14 protein-coding genes and 2 pseudogenes are annotated in these 16,763 nt (G+C 43.9%); 8 read left to right on the plus strand and 8 right to left on the minus strand.

Translation table 11 applies throughout. The features are described from left to right. Positions 1-125 precede the first annotated feature (125 nt). Complete coding sequence (locus KW548_18330) at positions 126-1,952, minus strand: M4 family metallopeptidase (GenBank protein QXX09052.1); 1,827 nt, start codon at positions 1,950-1,952, stop codon at positions 126-128. Positions 1,953-2,344: 392 nt separating this feature from the next. Further along, positions 2,345-2,920 (minus strand): hypothetical protein, encoded by a 576-nt coding sequence (locus KW548_18335; protein ID QXX09053.1) that lies wholly within the window; start codon positions 2,918-2,920, stop codon positions 2,345-2,347. A 161-nt stretch (positions 2,921-3,081) separates the two neighbouring features. Between KW548_18335 and KW548_18340 the strand changes: the two are divergent. Continuing rightward, positions 3,082-4,610: pseudogene (locus KW548_18340) on the plus strand (DUF3612 domain-containing protein). Positions 4,611-5,113: 503 nt separating this feature from the next. Here the strand turns inward: KW548_18340 and KW548_18345 are convergent. Continuing rightward, entirely contained in the window at positions 5,114-5,548 is a 435-nt protein-coding gene (locus tag KW548_18345) for a DUF962 domain-containing protein (protein QXX09054.1), read from the minus strand. A 100-nt stretch (positions 5,549-5,648) separates the two neighbouring features. Continuing rightward, positions 5,649-7,027 (minus strand): annotated as a pseudogene (locus KW548_18350) (sensor domain-containing diguanylate cyclase). Positions 7,028-7,196: 169 nt separating this feature from the next. Here KW548_18350 and KW548_18355 point away from each other — a divergent pair. Next, a complete protein-coding gene (locus tag KW548_18355; protein QXX09055.1) occupies positions 7,197-7,796 on the plus strand; it encodes an alpha-ketoglutarate-dependent dioxygenase AlkB in 600 nt (199 codons plus the stop codon). A 4-nt stretch (positions 7,797-7,800) separates the two neighbouring features. On the opposite strand, the gene KW548_18360 is transcribed toward KW548_18355, so the two are convergent. Next, complete coding sequence (locus tag KW548_18360) at positions 7,801-8,712, minus strand: DMT family transporter (GenBank protein QXX09056.1); 912 nt, start codon at positions 8,710-8,712, stop codon at positions 7,801-7,803. 90 nt (positions 8,713-8,802) lie between these two features. Between KW548_18360 and KW548_18365 the strand changes: the two genes are divergently transcribed. Beyond that, positions 8,803-9,690 carry a LysR family transcriptional regulator gene (locus KW548_18365; GenBank protein ID QXX09057.1) on the plus strand — a complete coding sequence of 296 codons (888 nt, stop codon included), beginning with the start codon at positions 8,803-8,805 and terminating at the stop codon, positions 9,688-9,690. A 295-nt stretch (positions 9,691-9,985) separates the two neighbouring features. Then, positions 9,986-11,137, plus strand: coding sequence for a GGDEF domain-containing protein (locus tag KW548_18370; protein QXX09058.1), 1,152 nt, complete (start codon positions 9,986-9,988; stop codon positions 11,135-11,137). On the opposite strand, the gene KW548_18375 is transcribed toward KW548_18370, so the two are convergent. Together KW548_18375 and KW548_18380 are read right to left on the minus strand one after the other, a co-directional pair. Next, positions 11,124-11,411, minus strand: coding sequence for a hypothetical protein (locus tag KW548_18375; GenBank protein QXX09457.1), 288 nt, complete (start codon positions 11,409-11,411; stop codon positions 11,124-11,126). The genes KW548_18370 and KW548_18375 overlap by 14 nt on opposite strands. A gap of 350 nt (positions 11,412-11,761) precedes the next feature. Next, positions 11,762-12,043 carry a pyrimidine/purine nucleoside phosphorylase gene (locus KW548_18380; GenBank protein QXX09059.1) on the minus strand — a complete coding sequence of 94 codons (282 nt, stop codon included), beginning with the start codon at positions 12,041-12,043 and terminating at the stop codon, positions 11,762-11,764. A gap of 171 nt (positions 12,044-12,214) precedes the next feature. On the opposite strand from KW548_18380, the gene KW548_18385 reads away from it, so the two are divergent. From KW548_18385 to KW548_18400, 4 genes are all read left to right on the plus strand, one after another. Continuing rightward, positions 12,215-13,531 carry an AarF/ABC1/UbiB kinase family protein gene (locus KW548_18385; protein QXX09060.1) on the plus strand — a complete coding sequence of 439 codons (1,317 nt, stop codon included), beginning with the start codon at positions 12,215-12,217 and terminating at the stop codon, positions 13,529-13,531. 180 nt (positions 13,532-13,711) lie between these two features. Further along, on the plus strand, positions 13,712-14,155 hold the full coding sequence (locus KW548_18390) for a DUF2850 domain-containing protein (GenBank protein ID QXX09458.1): 444 nt from the start codon (positions 13,712-13,714) through the stop codon (positions 14,153-14,155). Between the two features lie 136 nt (positions 14,156-14,291). After that, complete coding sequence (locus KW548_18395) at positions 14,292-15,386, plus strand: mechanosensitive ion channel family protein (GenBank protein ID QXX09061.1); 1,095 nt, start codon at positions 14,292-14,294, stop codon at positions 15,384-15,386. A 61-nt stretch (positions 15,387-15,447) separates the two neighbouring features. After that, the gene (locus tag KW548_18400) at positions 15,448-15,906 is read left to right on the plus strand and encodes a hypothetical protein (GenBank protein ID QXX09062.1); all 459 of its coding nucleotides are present in this window, start codon (positions 15,448-15,450) and stop codon (positions 15,904-15,906) included. On the opposite strand, the gene KW548_18405 is transcribed toward KW548_18400, so the two are convergent. After that, complete coding sequence (locus KW548_18405; protein QXX09063.1) at positions 15,903-16,643, minus strand: hypothetical protein; 741 nt, start codon at positions 16,641-16,643, stop codon at positions 15,903-15,905. The two genes, KW548_18400 and KW548_18405, sit on opposite strands and share 4 nt — an antisense overlap. Between the last annotated feature and the right edge of the window lie 120 nt (positions 16,644-16,763).

Consider the following 16,763-nt stretch of genomic DNA (forward strand, 5'->3'; position numbering starts at 1 on the left):
TGATTGCTGGCTGATGGTGCTTTACCAGAATCCATTCGATGATCGAGGTTAGTGCTTGAGGCTTTAGACAAAAACAAAGGGCTCCCGAAGGAGCCCTTTAATATAGGATGTTGTGTTTTGTTTTATTAATCGAGTCTTAGTGTTACACCAGAGTAGCTAGAGTAGCCTCTTAGCATCACGTGGTAAGTGGTACCCGGTGTGGCTGATAGGCTGCACTGTTCGCTGTTACCATAACGGTATGGACGACAATCATAGCTACCTGTTGTGGGTTTGCTGCCTGCTTTTAGGTAAAGGTCCGCATCGCCCGTACCACCAGAGATAGACACCACAACGCTAGACGCTGAGTCGACAGTAAAGGTGTAGTAAACCTCAGAGGAACTCGCGCCAGATAGGTTAGTTACTGGCGTACCTTTTACCAATACATCACCAGTTGGTGGAGGCGTTGTACCACAAGACGCATTGACGCCGACTGTGTTGAACGCATCTTCCACGTCCGCTACTTTGTAACCCATATCAGCGGCGGCTTTTGCTACACCACAAGCACCTGCATCGAACGTGCTGTTTGCTGTCCAGTAAAGTTGGTTTGCCAAAGTAAAGATTTCGAAACCTTTACGCACATCCCAACCTGTTTTGTTCGCCAACAAGTAGAACGCACGGTTGTATACACCACTTGAGTAGTGGACGTTCAGGCCATTGTAGTACTGAGAAGCGTGGTCGATTGAGCGGCCATCTTTGGACGGAAGATCGAAGTAGCGTAAACCACCGGAAGACTTAAAGATATCGGCACCAACAATCCAGTCAACAGAACCTTTCATGTAGAATTCCGCCGCTTCACCAGCAATATCAGAGTACGCTTCGTTCATACCACCGGACATATTGGAATACACTAACCCTGAGTTTTGCTCAGTAAAGCCATGGCTCACTTCATGCGCACTGACGTTGATATCCACCAGCGGATAGAACCTGTTCTTACCATCACCGAACGTCATTGATGAACCGTTCCAGAATGCGTTTTCGTAGTCGGTACCATAGTGAACACGCATGGTGAGCTGGAAAGTCAGCGGCGATGTGTTCATCCAATCTTGGAACATATCAAACACAACTTTACCAAAGTAATGCGCGTCGTTTAGAGGCGAATACGCGCCATTAGTAAATCTATTGTCGTTGTAGTTGGTATCATCACTACATGGGTAGCTGAATGGGGTACTGCCTGACGTTCCTCCCTTCAAATCAACGGTTTTGACCGCTGAAATGTTCATCGTACAAGTAGTGCCTGATTTATCGACGATAAACCCTGGGAAATCCGTACCGTAGTTGTATTGACCCGTCTTTTCGTTACCACCAGGGCCTGTACCTGTCGCTTGAGCGTGGTTTATGCCTTCCCAATGTTTCAGTACTTCGCCTGTAGTGGCATCAACCAAGTAGAATGGGCGTCTTGGTACTTTTGCTGCAACAAAGAAGTCTACCATGTAGACGACTTTGGCGGTTTGAGAGTCATCAAGCCACACCATCAGCTTGGTTTTAGAATTTTCGAACGGTGCATCAGAAGCGCCAAGAGAGTGCTTCTTAAACGCATTTTTCGCTGCTGCGATCGCTTGTTTCTCATCCAGAGCGGGAGCGACAGTTGACAAGTCACCACTGATTCCCTGGGCCATGACGCCGTAAACTTCACTCTGGCTGCTTTTGGTCTGAGTGGCAACCACAGAGGTGTTAAACACTGGCAGACCCATGTGTGTCTGTTGATAACGAACTTTGACTTTACCATTCGGTAAAACGACGCGTTTTACTTCAGCGAAGCCAGTTTCCAACGGAACGACGCTGTTTGACTGAGCTTTAAGTGCTTGTTGTAGTAATGCATCACTGTCTACTTTAACCATCTCTGCGGCCGTCACTGGTAGGCTAGCTCCTAATCCAGCGGCAATCAGCCAGAGCATTTGACGTTGTTTCATCATACTTTCCTGTTATTGGTATAAAAATCCTTCTCCCCAACGACTCAATAGGAAGTGTCACTGCGATAGCTCGCATCAATAACATGGATGATGACAGTGCAATCAAGCAAGTCACATACAAAAATAGTATCCGAGTAGTGGCAACAAAAATTCACACAAAACACTCATTAAATTTATGAATAACGAACAAGCGATCAATTTGTAACCAGAAAAACAATAAGATAGTGACTAATGATATTTTTGTGCAATAAAAAAGATGACACATTTCTATCATTATTCATACGTGACACTCAGTCATATTTTTCCTTTTTATTTCATAAATTTACAGAACGTCAGATACAATAAGGGCCCCGCCTAACGCGGAGCCCTTGTCAATAGAATTAATTATAGTCAGATTAGCGAGTTAGCGTATAGCAACACTCTAAGTCATAGTCGTCACCATTTTTCGCGGTGTACTCTTTCTGCTCTGTACAGGCACGAGGTTTGCCTTTTTCATCCCCTTTGACCAAGCTGATCCAGTGGCGCATTGCAGAAATCTCACTGCTGTCTTGGGGAAACATGGTGCAGGTTTCCAGTTGGATATCTTCAATGTCTACCAGCTCGACACAGCCTGTCCCTTTGTGCTTACCAAATGTCAGCTCAACATGGCTACCTGTACCATCTCGGAATAGGATGGATTCTGGGTTCTCTTTTTCACCAGTGTAAGCAACAAAATGTTTAGGATGTTTCAAACCACTGTGGCTGCCATCTTTGAAATACGCCATCACGTGGCGATAGTCGATAACGTAGGCGGTCACGTCTTTGTGTGATCCACTCTCAAGCGGGAACAAGCGATCTAACAATTGTTTCGCCTTTACTTGCTTTTCAATGGTGTGATTAGCGTTCATCTTTTCTACCGCGAAGACTGCTTCAGCGATAAATGGCTTGTCTTGTTTTTGGATGTCTGTTTTATCGAAAGTAAGCATATTCATAGTGTTTCCCTCGCGGATATTTCACAACTTTCCTGTCCTAGAGCAAATATTTCAAACTTGCGTTTAACTGATTGCAGGTTTGTGACTTTGCTTACTTGGTATACTAGTGAATTTTTTACTACAATTTCACAACAAAAATTTTACAATGTGAATTTTACAAAATGATGCTGTCGAAAAGTCTAATCCGTCAGTCCCATTTTTTAGGGACTAAGATTCGAAACCTGAGGAAACGCAACCACCTGACAATGGAAGATCTGTCAGCGCGATGCATTCGGGTCAACCCAGAATACGCTCCTTCCGTTTCCTACCTATCTATGATTGAGCGGGGCAAGCGTGTACCAAGCATTGATATGTTGGAAGTCATTGCCGAAGTATTCCAGAAAGACCCGACCTGGTTTCTGGATGATGAGCCCGAGCAAGCCGATATCACGCCCGATAAAGGAAACAGAGGTGGCATCAGTGGAATGGCCCTTGAACCCAGCTTTCTATTCTCGAATGAGATTTTACAAATCGCCATTCCAGAAATGCTCTCTCAGACCGGAATTACTGGACGCCAGTTTGCCCATTTATTGATCCGTGCCCATCAGGAAAGCAACCAAAACCATTTTCCTGATCTGGAACGTGCGGCAGAAGAAGTGGGATTAAAGCGGCTCAACTTATCTGCTGAAGATCTGATGGATATTGCCCGCAGCATGGGGTTAACCATTCGCTGGGTGTCACGTCCACCGCAAGATATTGTCGATGAACTGGGCGTGAGTGCTAAACAAATCGTAACTTCTTTCTTCGAACCGCCTGGCTTTATCTATTTAAATGAGATTTTAAAACAATACCCAACCCGCTTAAAATACGATTTGGCTGTCTATATAGGCCACTGTGTCCTGCACAGTAAAGAGGGATTAAAGAGCGTCCTATCGGTTGGCCACACCAATAGCTGGGAAGAACATCACCAAACCGCCCCCAGCTCAGATCTGAATTCTCAGGATATATTGCAAGCTTGGCGAGATTTTGAATCCAGTTTTTTCGCTGGTGCTCTTTTGTGTCCAAAAGTGCCATTCAGGCAGCTTCTCGATCGCAGTGGCTATGAGATTGATGTTCACCTCAAGGCGGGCGTTTCACCTTCTGTTGCCATGCGCCGCATGACTGTGGTCTCACCTTACCCGCACTGGCACTACTTTGATGCCTATGGCCAGAACAAGTTAAAAGCCGTATATCGAGGCAATGGGATCCCGCTGCCGTGGGGAAACATGCGCAAAGTGAACGACCCTTGTCAGCACTGGGCAGTGTTTAGGAGACTGTCGGAGCCGCAGAGTGGCAGCTCAGCGCAAATCTCCATCCTTAACGTCGGTGATGAACCAAGGATCTACTGCTGTGAATCCGTCAACATGACAGATCCTGCGGGGAATAACCGGGTTCTCTGTGCTGGCATCGATTTAAACCCAGCGATCGATGCTCAGGGGGAGACTCTCGACATATTGCTGAGGAACTCAAGTCTTTATGTGTCGATAACGGAGGCAGTGCGTCTATTCCTAGACATATACAGAAAGAGTTCACCACAATAGCAAAAATTTTGAACATTAATTGGATAGAGCGTGGTATTCAAAGTGATGCCAGAGTTATCTGTTCAAGAGGAGCGGTATGCCCGAGAAAACCGAGCTGCTACAACGGCTGTCAGGACAAGGTGCCGATGTAATTTTCACAACCTAAAAAGAAAAAAAGCCAATCACAATGAGCGTGATTGGCTATATATGAATGTGAACAAAAATAAGGTTCACTAACAACGTCAGTTGGCTAGGTGACCCTCGGCTTATTAAGGGTCAATTTCTATAAAGCATTAAGTGTGCCAACTTTATTTATCAATAAAAACGCTTGTTTTTGCTCATTTCTGCACCAGATGCATGAAAACTACACGCATAATCCATTTTTAAATTGCACTTAATTGCAAAATGAAAAAATCAATCCATTGCAATTTGCAAATTTATGACGATTTCTCCACTGAATTCAGTCGCTTTAGTCGGCGAGTATCGTCTTAATAAACCGCGGGCGCCATCGCCGATTCCCCTCCCCGCCCCCCTTCAGCAAATAGTGAGTTGCTAAAGATGGCTTCGGTACACTAATCACATTGAATTTCGCAGTGAAATGAATAGCTAGTGCTCGATGAGGGATGTCACCCAATTCAGTTCGGTGAGAGACATGCTATTTCTGGCGAAATACCCAGACAGGGCCAATCAGAAGAAAGAAAAGATCGTCAAAGAACGACGGTTTTTTGCCTTCGATCTTATGCCCAATGAACTGTAGCATCCACAATACGGCAAACAAGACGAGCGAGACGAGCAAAACGGGGGCTTGAAGGATCTCCAACGACCAAATCAAAGAAATACACGCGAGTGTAAAACCGAGCATCATAAGAAACACACTCAGCGACAGTTTAAAGTAGAAAACCATGACAGGTAACATAGCAACCCACACCCAGTTGAGGGTATAACCCAACAAAGATATCGGTGGAATTGACCAAATTAAGCCGACAATGGATAGAAAAATGCCCGGTACCGCCACTTTATGGATTTTCTGATTGACTGGATTTTGATGGCTTTCGCCATAATCGCTTAACCATTGGCTCAAATCCCGCATCTTTATCCCTCTGAATCATGACCTTATAATATTGTCTATAGCACGAAACGTGAATAAGCGCCGAGACACATTTAAAGATCCGTGACTAAGGTCCGCTGCGCTAAGCTTGTTGCCGTTTCTCTTCGTACATTCTGATATCCGCGAGCTTGAGCATCTCATCAACATCTTTAAACTCTCGGCTGTATAAGGCAAAACCAATGCTGACGTGAATATCGATCAGGTGCTGTTCAAAGATGACCGGCGCATGGCAAATGGCTTTCTGCAATTCAATGTTTATTACATCAACCTCTTCGCTAGAGGACATTCTTGGCAGCATAATTAAAAATTCATCTCCGCCAATTCGGGCTATGACATCCGACGCTCGGAGTACGCTTTTAATCCTCTCAGCTACGGCGATTAATACCTTGTCTCCTGCCGCGTGCCCATAGGTATCATTGATTAACTTAAACTTATCAAGGTCAACATTGAGGATCGCAAATGCCTCACCTTTGAAAGAATCTGAGATAGCATCAAAATGCGCTTGAAGGGTATACATGAAATAACGTCGGTTAGGTAACGACGTTAACTCGTCATGAAGGGCAAGCCGATCGGCCGCTTGATAGAGACGGAAAATGGCCAAAAAAGCCATCAGTAGAACAATGACCATCGGATAACCGAGCAAACGAACGGCATGAACTCTGTACCACTCACCGTGTTGCAGTAAATCATCCTTGGTAGAAGCCGCGATTATCCAACTGCCGTATGGAAAATGCACGGTTTCGGTTGCGAAAGCCTCATCAAAGGTCTTCTGTAACCCGTAGAAAACCGATCCATTCACCCCGGAGCTGTTGGTTCCGCGCATCGCTAAATTGTATTTTAAAGAAAACGCTTCAACACCTGCGTCTGCAAGCAAGGTTTCTAATGAGATGACGACGCTACAGACTCCCCAGTAATCGCGATTATAGAGCGGATCGGTAAATATCGGTATACGCGCTACCAGTGCCCTTCCCCCTGAACCAAATTGACAGGGCCTGCGATAAAGATTTCCTGCACCGCACGCGCTTTTTTTATCGTCCGCCATTGGCTAGGTACAGTCCGGTAATCAAGACCGAGTGCTTTCTCATTACCCTCCAATGGGTAGATGTATTTGATGACATCGTCAGGGGCTAAACCGATAACAGTCACGTGATTTGCTTTACGCATAATGCTGGATGCAAGTAAATCCCAACCTGAATATTCGAAATTCGGATTGGACGCGACCAACGCCGATATATCATCAACAGCAAAGATGTCGTACACGATGGCGGATTCCAGCTCTGAGCGAACAATAGACAACTCTTCCTTAGCACGGTCCAACAAGCTATCTCTCAAAAAACTCTTCTGACTACGGTCAATCGACTCGATAAGTCCGACAGCGAAAGATAACATTGTAAAAGCCAGCAAGAACACTGACCACCGATTGCCAAAGCGATATTTCATTCCACCCCCACATAAGCTCATCGAAAAGATCACGTTTGCAAGACCGATGAGCATTTATACGTCTATACCTAACTTGTTAGAGGTATATAATTGTCATTATGGCTGCTATTTTAGCATTTATATAAAAACTACATTAACTTAACTGAATTTTTATCGATTAAAGTTAAAACAATCAATAAGAAGGTGAATATTGGATTTGTTTGACGCCTTACCTTGTGATCAGAGATGGATAGACCTGCCTAACGGTCGTTTGCTGTGGATCCAAGATTTCATGTCGCGGGCAGAAGCGGACGCTTTAATGTTAAGCCTCAAGCAAAATACGCCTTGGTCACAACAACAAATCCAACTGTTTGGTCGAGCAGTGATGCAACCACGTCTACAGGCGTGGTATGGCGACAAATCATACACTTACTCCGGCCTAACCATGCCGCCAATGCCAATGGATAGTAGGCTGAACGCGATCAAATCTCGATGTGAAAAAATAGCCAACCAAACGTTCAACTCGGTGCTGATCAACTTGTACCGTGACGGACAAGACTCCATGGGTGCACATCAAGACAATGAGCCCGAGCTCGGACCCAACCCTACTATCGCATCACTTAGCTTAGGTGCTACACGCAGATTCATACTCAAACATAACCAAACAGGTCAAAACCATAAACTAGAGCTATCTCACGGTAGCTTGCTGATCATGGCCGGTGAAATGCAGCACTACTGGAAACACAGTATACCTAAAACACGCCAACAAAAAGATGAGAGGATTAACCTGACTTTCAGGATGATTTACTGATTATTCAGGCAACTTTAAAGCTTTTGCTTTGTAACCACTTAGGCAGCAGTACACAGACAATGTTGGCCACAATAATCAAGCTCAAGCCAAGAACTTGGTATGCACTGTATCGTTCGTCATAAAACATCACCTGCCAAACTGCGGTGAAAAGTAGGTTGGTAAAAATCAAAGGCGCTAGTTGGGAGCCTGATTCAGCAAGCTTATAAGCTTTGGAGCGAAACACTTGCGTATTAATAATCAGTAAGGCCAAAATCCCAAGAACAGTAACGATAAGCCAAGGATTTGTGTTTGACGCCTGGTACATAACATAGTCGTTCACCAAACTAAACGCGAGCAAAGGCATGATAACAACTGAGGCGAAAAGAAACGTCCACAAATTGATTTCAAATGCATTCAGCCGACTTTTACTAATACGATAGAGGCTGAGTTGAGAGCCGGCATTAAAAACACCAGCGGCAAGACCCACTAACAATTCACTCCTGAAACTAAAACCACTGACGTCCCCAGCGAGTAAAACTACACCAACAAACGTACTCAACAGTCCGAGAACGTTTACCGGGCGAATTCGAGTTGAAAACATTAGCTTTTCTAACACGGGAATAAACAGTGGCCCCGTGCCAAACAACACCACACTTTCTACCAGTGTCAGATGTTGAAGTGAGTAGATAAAACAGATCTGGCACGCACCGATACACAGAGCTCTTATCCACAAAGGCACTTGTTCGCTTCGATCAGGCCATCTTACTTCCTTGCCAATAAACATCAAAATAAGCACCATAGCAGGCAGAATAAAACGCAGAAAGCTGAGCAAGTTAGCATCAAAATGCTCGCTGAGAAATTTGGAAAACAGTCCCGTTAGTGACAAACTGAATGTTGAAGACAACATGAATAAAACTGGGTACAACTGATTTGGCATAACTCCTCCCTATTTGTCACTCAGTGTAGGAGTTCGACGCTGAAATAAAAAACGAGTAATATTTACAGATTGAGTAAGAAAAACTTACATATGAAGAAACTAGCACCACTCAAATCCATCTACTCCTTCATTGCTGTCGCCGAAACAGGCAGTATGACGGAAGCCGCCCATCAGTTGAGCGTCAGTCACTCCGCTGTTAGCCAAGCGATTAAATCACTCGAAGCCCAAATTGGTCAGGCTCTGTTTCTACGAGCTGGACGTAGCGTCGTTCTTAACGCTGCAGGCCGGAGGTATTACAAACAAGTGGCTCCAGCGATAGAACAAATCGTCACAGCAACACAACAGCTCATTGATGAGAAACAAAGCCAGCGATTGACTCTCAACATGGTCAACTCATTGGCGATGCATTGGTGGATCCCGCGAGTGAATCGCTTCAATCTATTTGCGCCTCATCTGGATATTCGAATTTCGAATTTGATTGGCAGTTTTGTGATGGAAAGCGAAGGAGTCGATGTGGCCATTATTCATGGTAAAACCGATGACTGGCCAGACTACTATTGTGAACTGTTGGCGCGTGATGAACTCGTGATGGTGGCTAGCCCAGATCTGGTGGATACAGACACCACACCAGAGTATCTTCTCGAACACTATCCCGCCATTATTGCCGCCAATGACAGGCGAAAGTACGATTGGCAGGTTTGGTGTCAGAGCCTCCAATTGCCAGAACCCAACTCGGTAAACAATCTGCGTTTTTCGGCCTCTATACAGGCAGTCCAAGCCACTATCCGCAAACTGGGTGTTTTTGTCACTCACCGCCAGTTCATCCGTGACGATGTATTGCATGGCTCATTGGTCGAAGTTGGAGACCCCGTCCTGAATCCACATCAAGATTTTTATTTCGCGTGTCAGCGAGAAAAACTCAAAAATGAACACGTTCTTACTCTGCGAAACTGGCTACGCAAAGAGTTCAGCTGTTAGTCGTTTTATAGAACGTTTTATTATAAGGATTGCTTGAGAAACATTATTTTTGTCAAATTACTCATAAGGTTAAAATGATAAAACAATTAACAAAAACAAGGTTTGATTATTAATTACAATAACTTATCTAAGCACCTACATTCAAACACAGCGAGTTGCCGTTGCTTACATAAGCAATAAAACACATATAATTGATTGATATTGCTAAATTTCTTTTTCTAATACCTTAGTCCAGCCTGTATTTTTTCTTCTAGACTTTAATAGCCTAATTATAAATCTTGAGGCAAAGGGATAAATGGCGAGATTTGCAGGACAACATTTAGAAGAGATGGCCGACCTACGCTCAGCTCGCAAGAGCAAAGCGGTACTTCTATGTTCGCTCATTTCGTTGGTTGTGCTGGTCTACTACGGGGTCGCCCATATTGCTGACCAAAACTACTGGTTCGCTGCGCTAAACCTACTTTGTGTGGGTATCTTGAGCGCCAATCTGTGGTATTTGAAACTTAATCCGACAACAAATGTATCTGAACTTATACTTTCAGGCGTTTTATTGTTTCACGCCACGATGCTGCTGCTGTATGGAGGTAACATATCAGATCGCCTTCTGTGGCTGTATCCCATCTTAACCGCAGTGATTTTTGTCTGCGAGTTCCGCGCAGGTCTATTACTCAGCGGAACGTTTTACGTCCTGACTGCGATAGCCTGCCTGTTCACCAACGTTATCCCAATCCCCGTAAATCTGTCGGTCGATCGGTTTCTGCTGAGCCTGTTTGCGCTTTGCTTGCTTTGCAATACATCGTCCTATTTTTACGCCAACGTGGTCAATTACATTCAATCTCTTTACAAAGAAGGGATCGAAGACCTTGCTTATCGAGATCAACTGACTGGCCTTGCGAATCGCTGGAGCTTTGAAAGCTGGGCTTTGGAAAAACTGACTGAAGTGAGTGATAGCCAAGCGATTACCGCAATGGTGTTTCTTGATATCGACAACTTCAAAACCATCAATGATACCTATGGTCATGAGGTGGGCGACCGTGTGCTTCAACACTTTGCCAAGCGGTTGAAAAACAACATTCGCTCTAAAGATAGAAAAACAGAGAAACACGATTATTCTATCGCTCGCTACGCTGGAGATGAATTCGTTTTGTTACTTTATGATGTGCGTAGCACTAAAGACCTTAACGGCATTTTAGATCGTATCTGCCATCTATTCGAAGATAGTTATCAAAGCACAGAAAGGATCAATAAACTGACGGTTAGTGTCGGCGTAGCCATTTTCCCTGAGGATGGTGATTCACTGCCAGAATTAACTCGTTGTGCAGATAAAGCAATGTACGCAGCGAAACACGGTGGGAAAAACCAGTATCGATATTATCAACGTGAACGCCCCACTGCGGTCACCGACACCGAGAAGGTGACACCGATAAATAAGTTTAGCGGCTCATGAACATGAGCCATAGACAGAAAGCCATCACAACTAGCATCCAAGCAGCATAACGAGCAGAATTCGGTTTGTCTTTCTTTGGCACAACAATTGGTTTCATCGCGGCGTCTTTGGCCGCTCTCGCAGCGGTAGACAGTGTTCGGCGCTGTGCCATTTGGTCACGCCGAGCTTGCGCTTTATTCGCTACTTTACCAAATCTGTGTAACTGCTCAGCAGTAAGCTCTTGATTTGGATCGTAACGAGCATTTGGGTCTCTCTGTTTGGGTACAACAGCCATCATCGACCTCCTCTCGAAGCGGTTCTGCCATAGCTTAAGTATAGTCAACCATGTAAATGATAAATTTATTTATTACTTAGCAATCATTCGGGATTTCCGAACCATTTATCTGCTAAGCTATAAAATCAGCTGAGATTTACCGCATTTCAATGATTAATTTAAGCAAAGTGTTTGCCAAGTTTTAGGGTTGGCTACCCAGTTTTCAGGCAAAATGGTACTCAATGAAAAAAGACGCTGTAACCGATAACAAACGAGAGCAGTAACGATCCGAGCCCAATTCACATCTCACTTGGCGATGGTGGCTATGACGTGTACACCCTGTACACGCCACAGTCGGGTGAAATCGGGGTCTATAAATACTCACACAGATACGCAGTAGCGACCGATACTTGGAGATCAAAAGAGGAGTCTCCTGCAACGTCAAACGACTCTCCTTGCGAATAGGTCGTCCAAACCTCATCGCCTGCACGTTTAACCGTCAAGTTGCCTTTCACTACCGTCATACATTCTGGTGCAGCTGTTTCAAAAGTGTACTCACCAGGGGCCATCACACCTACACTTGATTTATCGCCTTGCTGCTCAAAACCTAACGACTGAACATTTCCTTCAAAATAGCAGTTTGCTTGAATCATGTATCCTCCATGAAAATTGCGCGTTGTTTTCGTTATCTAGTTGTTGTTTTTATCGGATTGATTCGGCCCAATCAAGTCCTGAACGGTTTTACATGCTAGGCGATGCATTTACAAAGTGATATAAAAACAGTGGGTTGCCGTATAAACATCCAAAAGCTAGGAGAATGCTCGATGTCTAAGGAAGAATCCAAGATCCCTACCAACAGAATATCTCGTTTTGGTCAGATAGCGTCACTGGCAACAAAAATTGGTTCCAATGTCGTTGCCGAGGGAACAAAACAGTGGTTGAAAGGCAATAAACTCACCAAGCAGGAGCTGCTGCTGACACCTAAAAACATTAAGCGCTTGGCCGATCAACTTGCTCACCTTCGAGGTGCCGCAATGAAAGTAGGCCAAATGTTGTCAATGGATGCAGGTGATATCCTGTCGCCAGAATTGGCTGATATCTTAGCTCGTCTGCGTTCTGACGCGAATCCCATGTTGGCAAAACAACTCGGTCAAGTCATGACTGACGGCTTAGGTAGCGATTGGAAATCTCAATTTCTCTCTTTCAATTTTAAACCGATAGCCAGTGCCTCCATCGGACAAGTTCACTTTGCACATACAGACGCAGGTGAGCCGCTGGCTGTCAAAGTTCAGTACCCAGGCATTAAACAAAGCATTGATAGCGATGTCGATAATGTCGCCACACTGCTCAACGTGGTTGGCCTAATACCCAAAAATGTCGATATAGATGGCCTATTAACCCAAGCAAAGGCCCAGTTACACGACGAAGCCAATTATACTCGGGAGGCAATGCTGCTCGAAACGTATCGACATCATCTCGCCGATGATTGCCGTTTTGTTGTCCCTAGGGTTTACCAAGACATCAGCTCCGAAACCATACTGGCGATGTCGTACCTTGAGGGTCAGCCTATCGAGACACTCTCTGAACACAGCCAAACCACTCGCGACGAAGCCATGACCGCTTTGCTGTCTCTCTTGTTTCGTGAGCTGTTTGAGTTCAAGCTTGTTCAGACCGACCCCAATTTCGCTAACTACTTGTATCTCTCTGAGAGTAAGCAAATTGCCTTACTGGACTTTGGGGCAACCAGAACATACAGCAACGTCATCAGCGAGGGATACCGTCACGCCTTTAAAGCCGTGATCCAAGGAGACAATCAAGCGCTGGACTCCGCGCTGGCACAAATTGGCTTCTTTAGCCAAGACATCAAAACTGAACAAAAAAATGCCATTCTGAATCTAGTCACACAGGCTTGCGAGCCGATGTTATATGAGGGTGATTACGATTTTGGCAATAGTGATTTGTCAATGCGATTGAGGGAAGCTGGAACCGTGTTAAGCATGGAAGAAAACTACTGGCATACCCCTCCAGCAGACGCACTGTTTCTCCATCGTAAGATTGGCGGGCTATACTTACTAGCGGCAAGATTGAATACGAGAGTGAATGTTAAGGCACTGGTGAAGCCTTACATTAACTCAAATTGACCGTGCATTTTTTGGACTGAAGATCAAATTTATCATTGATAATGAAGATCAATAACCAAACTCTTACACCATAGCGGACGAAATAAAGGTAAACTTTAGTATTGGTTTCGCTGATCAGAGCAGTTTAATGTGGCGTTAAATAAAACGACCAATGCACCTAAGTTGAGAAAGCGCTCTTACATGCAAAAAGAAGCTTTTCTAAAACTGTCCTTCGCAACGCTATTCGTGACATTGGCGGTCGCTTTCGCGGCCCTTCTTTTCTTCAGCTATAACGATTACGTTCATCCTAAAAATGTCTATGGACGCTGGATAGAGATAGGTACGCCCGGATACAATACGGAGGTTCTTACCTTTAACGAAAGAGGCGTCTATCGAAATGACCGTCTGATCACGACCACTTTCGATTTTGATGGCAAGGTCATCACTGTAACCACTGGCGGGGGTATTTCGATTTACCAAATCGCTGGTACGTTTAAATCACCGCAACTTCGCCGCTTGGAGCCTAACAGCCCAACTCAGCGCTTTATCAAAGCAGGTTACGAAGACACCGTAGATATGGGGGGTGGCGGCTCCGCCAAAAATCGTCGAGCTGCGTTGTCTGAACACTTCAGTAGCAAAAAATAAACAGGCATTACTCGATTAACGACTTCGTAGTCATCTAGTCGTGAAGACAAATCAAGCTTATACGACAATGTCGGTAGTTTGCATGCCGACAAGCCCTTATACTTATCTCCATAATTTCAACAGTAAGACCCAATAAATGAATGAGTTAGTTGCTTTACTGCCACAGAACCTTGTCACTGCCCTGCAAAGCTGGGATACCAACGTTCTGTTCATCACTGCCGCAAGTTTGGTTGCTTGGATCGCGTGGCGCATTATCTACGGCCGGCTAGAGATTCTCGTCAACAAAACCCAGTTCTACTGGGACGATCTGACTTTACACGCCCTCAAAACACCCGTCAGTACATTGATTTGGTGTTGGCCCGCGACAATTTCGCTCGGGTTCATCTTACAAGACTACATGGGCTCTAAGCAGAACTGGCTGGGTACGCTAAAACTTCTGCTAGTGATCGCGATCTTTGTCTGGATCACTATGCGACTGATTAACAATGTGGAAGAGTATGTTTTAAAGCAGAAATCTCGTGATGAAACCACCGTTCAGGCCATCGCTAAAGTCTCAAGATTATTCTTTATCATCATAGGTGTTCTGACCATCATGCAGGCCTTTGGCCTCAGTCTATCAGGCTTACTCACCTTTGGTGGTGTTGGTGGCTTGGTTGTCGGTTTAGCCGCCAAAGACCTTCTCTCCAACTTCTTTGGCGGTATGATGATTTACTTCGACCGCCCGTTTAAAGTCGGAGACTGGATCCGCTCTCCAGATCGCCAGATAGAAGGCACAGTAGAACGCATCGGGTGGCGAATGACGATTATCCGTACGTTTGACAAACGTCCGTTATATGTCCCTAACTCAGTCTTTAGTAGCATAGTCGTTGAAAACCCATCACGAATGCTAAACCGAAGAATTAAAGAGACCATAGGCGTTCGCTACGATGATGGCGAAAAGGTTGCTCAAATCGTAAAAGAGATTAAAGCAATGTTGAGAAATCACCCAGATATTGACACTAAACAGACTCTTATCGTCAATTTCAATGCGTTTGGCCCATCATCACTTCAAATGATGGTGTATACCTTTACCAAAACTGTTAACTGGATTCGCTACCATGAAGTCAAAGAAGATGTTCTATTAAAAATAATGTCTATCATTCACAAGCATGACGCTGACATCGCGTACCCGACTCAAACTCTAAAGTTTGAGCCACCAATTGCAGGCGAAGATTCACACACTGATGTTTAACCTATGACTTGATAACCTAAGTTATACAAATCACTGTGGTCACCATTTACTAGAGACGATCATGACTATGACGATAACCGAGCAGATTAATGCTTCATTGGGTATTGAGGATATCTATATTTCTATTCGAATTAATGATAGCAAGACTAGTGATGTCATATCGAATATGCCGGATAAATATAAAGAAATTTATTACTCTAAGGAATATCAACATATAGACGATACCTTTGACTATGCAGAGGTTGAACAGACAAAGGTTCGCTTCCCTAATTTCCTTGGTGATTATTATTCAAAGTATATTGCGAAAATGGAATCACACGGCTTTTACAATTTATTTTGTTTTTCTTTTGTATCTGACAGTAAGCTTATTTCCTGTATTGTTACAGTTCCTTGGAAGCCGATTGACAATCAAAAGCACTTTGAGCAGTTCCGAGAGGTAAGCCTCAATGGCATACAAAGTATATTAGAAGATTTCAAAAAGATTAAAGTGGTTAAAAAGATAGACCTAGATAGACACTAAGATATCCAACCCAAGCTTATTGCTTTCACGGCGGCGTCAATAGTCTTGTTAGCAATAAGTTTTTCTCTTACATTCTTTAGGTTACTATGAACTGTTGATAGCTTGTATCCTGTTAGCTTTGATATTTCTTCTGCACTCAGTCCATCTTTAGCCAACGACAAGCATGCTAACTCACCATAGTTCGGCTTTTGAATCTGTTTGTCGCTAAAAAGTGTCTTTTGAACCGCCATTGGGTTCAAAACCATGCCTGAAAATTTTATATCATCGTTGGTTAATGATAAATCTGATATATATTTATTAATCATTTCCTTCGAAAAACCAATTACTTTATCATCAATAGCATTATGATATATAAAGGTATCTCTTTGACTAAAGCTGCCCACCACATAGGATATTTTCACTGACCCGAGTGTAGACGCTCTTGCATACAAATTATTAATACCAAACTTATCATTAATTACATCATTAAAAGCCGTTTCTTTGGCATTTCTTGTTTCTCTACACATGAAAAGGCCGTGATGATGATTGTTAATCATAGGGTCTAAATCTGACCAACCTTCATTGCGATAACTCTCTTTGACGTAGTAAGGTAAATTTGACATCACTGAAACACTTGAACGAGTTTCAATATATAAGCTAAACAGATCGATATTGACCGCTCTCTTCAAATACTCAAAATCGGATTTTATATCTGAGTCTCTTTTAATTGAGAGGTCATTATTTGAACTCGATAACATTTTCTCAATCCACTTACTGTTTACGTCACTAGTTATCTAAATCAACCCTAATTATAGGGTAACCATTAAGCCATAATTTTTGTATTGTTATTGGACAGCAGCTCTCGTAAGGCGTTGTAT

Source organism: Vibrio neptunius, assembly GCA_019339365.1.
Lineage (GTDB): Bacteria > Pseudomonadota > Gammaproteobacteria > Enterobacterales > Vibrionaceae > Vibrio > Vibrio neptunius.